Below are 4521 nucleotides of genomic sequence, written 5' to 3'. Positions count from 1 at the left end.
ACGGTGTACACAGGGCCAAGCGGCACGGGATGTTGATGCAGGGGAAGAACAAGATTGACGCAGAGCCAGGCGACCGCGAGTGATTTGCCTTGTTCCAGTTCGAACGACCGGCACAGGAGATACATGGAAAGAAACAGCTCCAGCGCCAGAACCGTGAAGCAGAGAATCGTGCCCGCAAGGCCCGGCACGGCGCGCAATGCGAGAAAAGGTGGAAGAAGGAAGACGTTGAGCAGACTATTGGTTCCGAGCAACGACATCGGGTGCCAAACTTCCTGGAGCAGGGACTGCCGCCAGATGAAGGAGGACTTGACCTGGAAGAGAAGGCCGAAGGCATCCTGGTCTTCGAGCAACGCGCCGTGATGCCGGTAAAAGAGAATCCCGCAGGCGGCAAGGAGCAACAGGATGTTCAAGGCGAGGACCGTAGCGGAAGGGCGCGTGCAAAGGCGTGGCTCAGTGGATGGCGGTTGCATGGCCATACGGCTTGTGTTCTCCTGACGTATGAAGTGGCGGCCTGGCCCAAGAGCAAGCGTCCGAGAACTCAACGGGTATTGCTGGACACTTGCAAATGGCCCACGGTCCGTTGCGGATACGGAATGTTCGTCTCTGGCAAGCGGCAAAGCCGCAGGCCCAGCATGGGCGCATGAATAGACGAGCAGAACCCTACCAATGCTTATGCAGGAATGTCTAGCCGGAAAGAAAGCGCATGCTGCCGGGGAGTGGCAAATGCGCAGGCTGGTGTGCGGAGCGGGCGTTTAGGCTTCAAGCGGCGGGGGCTCGGAAAGCTCCAGCCGGGCGGCCAAGCTCTGGATGTCCTCCAGGTACTCGCGGCCGGTGTCGAGGTAGAAGGCCAGGGCGCGGGCAAAGTTCTTGCCCACCAGGCCGTCCAGGAACAGCTGGCTGATCTCGCGCTCGCGCAGCAGCACGTATTGCGAGAGCAGGAAGACCTTGCGCTCCTCCACACTCATCTCACGCAGGCAGCCCTCCAGCACCATGCGCGCGCGCGGCTGGTACATCCAAAAGTACAGCAGATCCAGCGCGTTGACGATGATGATGTTCTCAAGGCCCTTGTGCTCGTAGCTCATGGTCAGCATGAACTGCTTGGGCGATTCCAGCAGGGCCAGCACGTCCTCCTGCGGGAAGAGCAGCTCCAGTTGCTGGAAGGTGTCGAAGAGCTGGTTCAGCTTGCCCTTGTAGTCCCAGGCGCGCAGGCGTCCGGCCTGGGCGCGGTCGGCCAGGCCCTCGATGAGCCCGGCCACGCAGTCCGAGGCGAACTTGGAGATGACCACGGCCCAAGGCTCCACCAGCAGGGCGGCGTCGGCGTGCCCGGCCGACTGGACCAGGAAGATGATGATGGCGTTGTACAGCAGGGCCAGGGGGATATTGAAGAAGGCCCGGAAAAGGTTGCCGTAGATGGCGGCCTTGGGGAAGCCGCGGAAGATGTTGTGCGCGGCGATGTACAGACCGTTGGCCATGGCCAGGGCCGTGTAAACCGCGCCGGGGTGGTTCTCCACCGTGAAGCCCAGCACGTCTTCCAGCAGCATGCTGCGGATGACGATGTCGAGCAGCGGAACGGAGATGCCCGTGTACAGCAGGGAATCGGCCAAACGCTCCCAGCTCACCAGATCGTTCCAGCGCAGCAGGGAGGAGCGGTTCAGACCGCCTGAGGCCAGCACCATCTGGATGACGTTGCGCACGCCGGTGATGGCGAACCAGATGAAGGCGCCCAGGTAGGCCAGCACCCACCAGTCCTTGGTGAGGCTGAAGGTGAGGGCCGCGGGGATGAACCCGGCCAGCACCTTGAGGGCGATCTTGAGGTGCGAGTTGAGGTAGCGCGGGTGCAGGGCACGGGGCCTTGCCTTGGCGGATGGCTCCTCTTGCCCCAGGCCGCAGTCGGGCCCGTGCTCGCGCTGAATGCCGCCCATGAGCGACACGTTGCCGGGCTGGCCGGGAGTCAGTCGATAGGTCTCGGCCAGCCATTCCACACTGCGGGGCCGCGTAAAGCGCCGCAGCCGCGGCAGGGCGATGGCCAGGGCGTGCAGCAGGCCGCGTTCCGGTTCGCGGCCGTCGTCGGGCAGGTCGGTGACGCGCTTGCGGGCCTCGGCCTGCACGTCCAGGCGCTTGCTCATGGCATCGGGCATGTGGCGCAGGGCCCTGCGGGCCCGGGCGGGCAGGGTGTCCTCCACAACCATGCCCATGCCGAACAGACGGCTGGACTGGCCCGTGGAATCCGTGCCGATGCACGAGGCCAGGGGCGTCTTGCGGTAGCAGGCGTGCAGGGTGGAGATGTCGTAGAGAATCTCGTTCAGCTTGTCGCGGATGCTTTGGGCCGGCACGGCCTCGATGATCTCGCGGATGAGCTTCTTGAGCTTGACCACGTTTGAGGTGTTCAGCGCCTCCTGCAGGGCGTGGATGCGCTCGCGGTCGATCTCGCGCCCCAGGGCGCGGTCCTTCATGTTTACGATCTCCAGGTGGCTTATGGCCCCCCGGCAGTCGTACAGGATCTCCAGCACCTCCTCCACGCGCAGGTTGCCCAGGCTGAGCGTGATGCGCGCGGCCGCGTGCAGCTCCTGCAGGCGGCGCGTCAGCTCCTGGGGGGCCAGGCGCAGCAGCGCGGGCGCGGCCGGGTCGTCGGTGGGGATGTCCGGGTTGTGCAGCGTTGGGTTGCGCGCGGGCTGCAGGAAGCGCTCGATGATCTCGTCCGTGTCAAGCTTGGCCAGCCGCCCCAGCTGCTGGCGTATCTCGTCGCGTTCGGTCCCGGTGGCGCTCTGCAACTCGTGGCGCAGGAAGGCCGCCTGCTGTTGCATCTGCGGCAACAGCCTGTCGTGGATGAACTTGCCCAGGTGCTGGAGCGAGGCCTGGCCCGCACCCACGAAACGCTTGAACTGCTCCACGGAAAGGGGGTCGAGCTCCAGGCCGTACTCGCGGTTCAGGGTCAGTCGGTGCACATCGTTGAACATGCTGAACACATCGGCCACGTAGCGCTGGTGGTACACCGAGACCAGCCGTGCCTCGTCCATGAAGGCCGCCGTGGCGGGCTGGGCCAGGAAGTCCAGGAACTCCATGGGGGACAGAAATCCGCCCGGCACCCAGATGAGCTTGAGGAACCTGCCCCGGAAACGGGGAGTGAACTCGATGCCGATGCGCACCTTGAGCTCCAGGATGCGCGCGGCTTCCAGGATCTCCGCCGCGGCCTCGCGCGGGACGTGGTTGTAGTAGACCACTGTGAGGGTCTTGATGCCCTTGATCCACGCGTCGAGCACCAGATGGGTGGAGGACTTGCGGCCCTTTGTGTTGGCATCGTGCACGTGGTCGTCAAAGGCGATCTGGCTTTGGTCCTCGGGCATTTCCAGCAAATGGTAGTTGGCCAGGTGCCGGCGGATGACCCGGGGCTTGCCCGAGCAGGCCTCGCGGAAGTCCCGCGCGAACATGAGCTGGGTCAGGATGTCGCCGTGGGCGCGCACCATGTCTTTCATGAGCTGCACCAGCACGCGGGCCGTGTTGCGCCGGAGGCCGCTCTGGGCGGTGGTCAGCACTTCCTCATGCAGGGAGCGCAGGGCCGAGAGGCGGTCCTCAGCCTTGCCGGTTTCCAGCGAGCCCAGCAGGTGGACAACGGCGTAGGCGATGCGCAGGCCGCGCGTGGCGGCCATTTCCTTGATGCCGTGGGGGTGCATGTACGGCGCGAGCAGCTTCTTGTGGCTGGGCGCGTCATCGCGCTCCACCACATCGCATACGATGCGCAGGAGGTCGTAGTCCTTGCGGTCGAAATAGATGCGGCTCGGCCGGGCCTGTTCAAAGCCATAGCCGGGCTTGCCGCAGGTGCTGGTGCTCTCGCCCATGTCCTTCCCTTGCGTGCGTCCGCGTTGCGGGGTGAGGGACCCGCAAACGTGACAGAATTCACAATCAGCAGCGTTTCAAGAAAAAGTCAAGGTCCGTGCGCGGTTTCAAGCAAAACAATGCGCAGCGCCGGGTCTGGGCGTCGTGCGTTGGGTGTGCGGGCACGGGCCGGAGAAACCGCTTGGCCTAGGGGCTGTCAACCCGGAAAAAATGTCCTTTCTCCGGCTAAAAACAGGGGATTTTCATCCTGGCCGGAAAGGCCGTGCTAGCCTTGCGCCAAGGAGGATTTAAGCCATGCGCGACGCCAAGACCCTGCACCAGTGCTACGTGAGAACCTTTGAGGACGAGGCCGGGCGGGCCGTATTGGAGGACCTGGAGGCCAGGGCCTTCGTGAACGGCACCAGCTTCAGCCCGGACCCGCAACGCGCGGCCTTCAACGAGGGCCGCCGCAGCCTGGCCCTGCACATCCGGCGCATGCTGGACCGCGAGGCCTTTGCGGATGAGGCCGGGGGCCAACAGCCCGTGGGCTGAGGCTTGCCGGCCGGGGGGACAAAAAAAGAGGGGGACCCGAAGGCCCCCCTCTCGAATGGACTGGTCTGAAGCCTTAGGGCTTCTTGGCCTCGGCGGGGGCGGCCGGAGCGGCAGCGGCGTCGGCCGGCTTGGCGGCGTCAGCGGGCTTGGCCTCAG

Annotated in this window: 3 protein-coding genes; 1 reads left to right on the top strand and 2 read right to left on the bottom strand. The window is 64.9% G+C overall.

Features of this window, described 5'->3' with window-relative positions; all coding sequences use genetic code 11:
* A partial coding sequence (locus VN419_RS10470) for a hypothetical protein (protein WP_325647175.1) occupies positions 1–410 on the bottom strand: 410 nt, incomplete at its 3' end.
* Between the two features lie 342 nt (positions 411–752).
* Positions 753–3836, bottom strand: coding sequence for a hypothetical protein (locus tag VN419_RS10465; RefSeq protein ID WP_325647174.1), 3084 nt, complete (start codon positions 3834–3836; stop codon positions 753–755).
* A 292-nt stretch (positions 3837–4128) separates the two neighbouring features.
* Here VN419_RS10465 and VN419_RS10460 point away from each other — a divergent pair, with 292 nt between their 5' ends.
* Positions 4129–4365 carry a hypothetical protein gene (locus VN419_RS10460; protein ID WP_325647173.1) on the top strand — a complete coding sequence of 79 codons (237 nt, stop codon included), beginning with the start codon at positions 4129–4131 and terminating at the stop codon, positions 4363–4365.
* Positions 4366–4521: the final 156 nt, after the last annotated feature.

Origin of the sequence: Humidesulfovibrio sp. (assembly GCF_035560995.1) — a bacterium.
Lineage (GTDB): Bacteria > Desulfobacterota > Desulfovibrionia > Desulfovibrionales > Desulfovibrionaceae > Humidesulfovibrio.
Note: the sequence above shows the minus strand (reverse complement) of the source record. Positions and strands in the feature narration are given on the sequence as shown.

Excerpts from the sequence above, each read along its gene's own strand:
- VN419_RS10465 (WP_325647174.1), bottom strand. The coding sequence starts at position 3,836 with ATGGGCGAGAGCACCAGCACCTGCGGCAAGCCCGGCTATGGCTTTGAA.
- VN419_RS10460 (WP_325647173.1), top strand. The coding sequence starts at position 4,129 with ATGCGCGACGCCAAGACCCTGCACCAGTGCTACGTGAGAACCTTTGAG.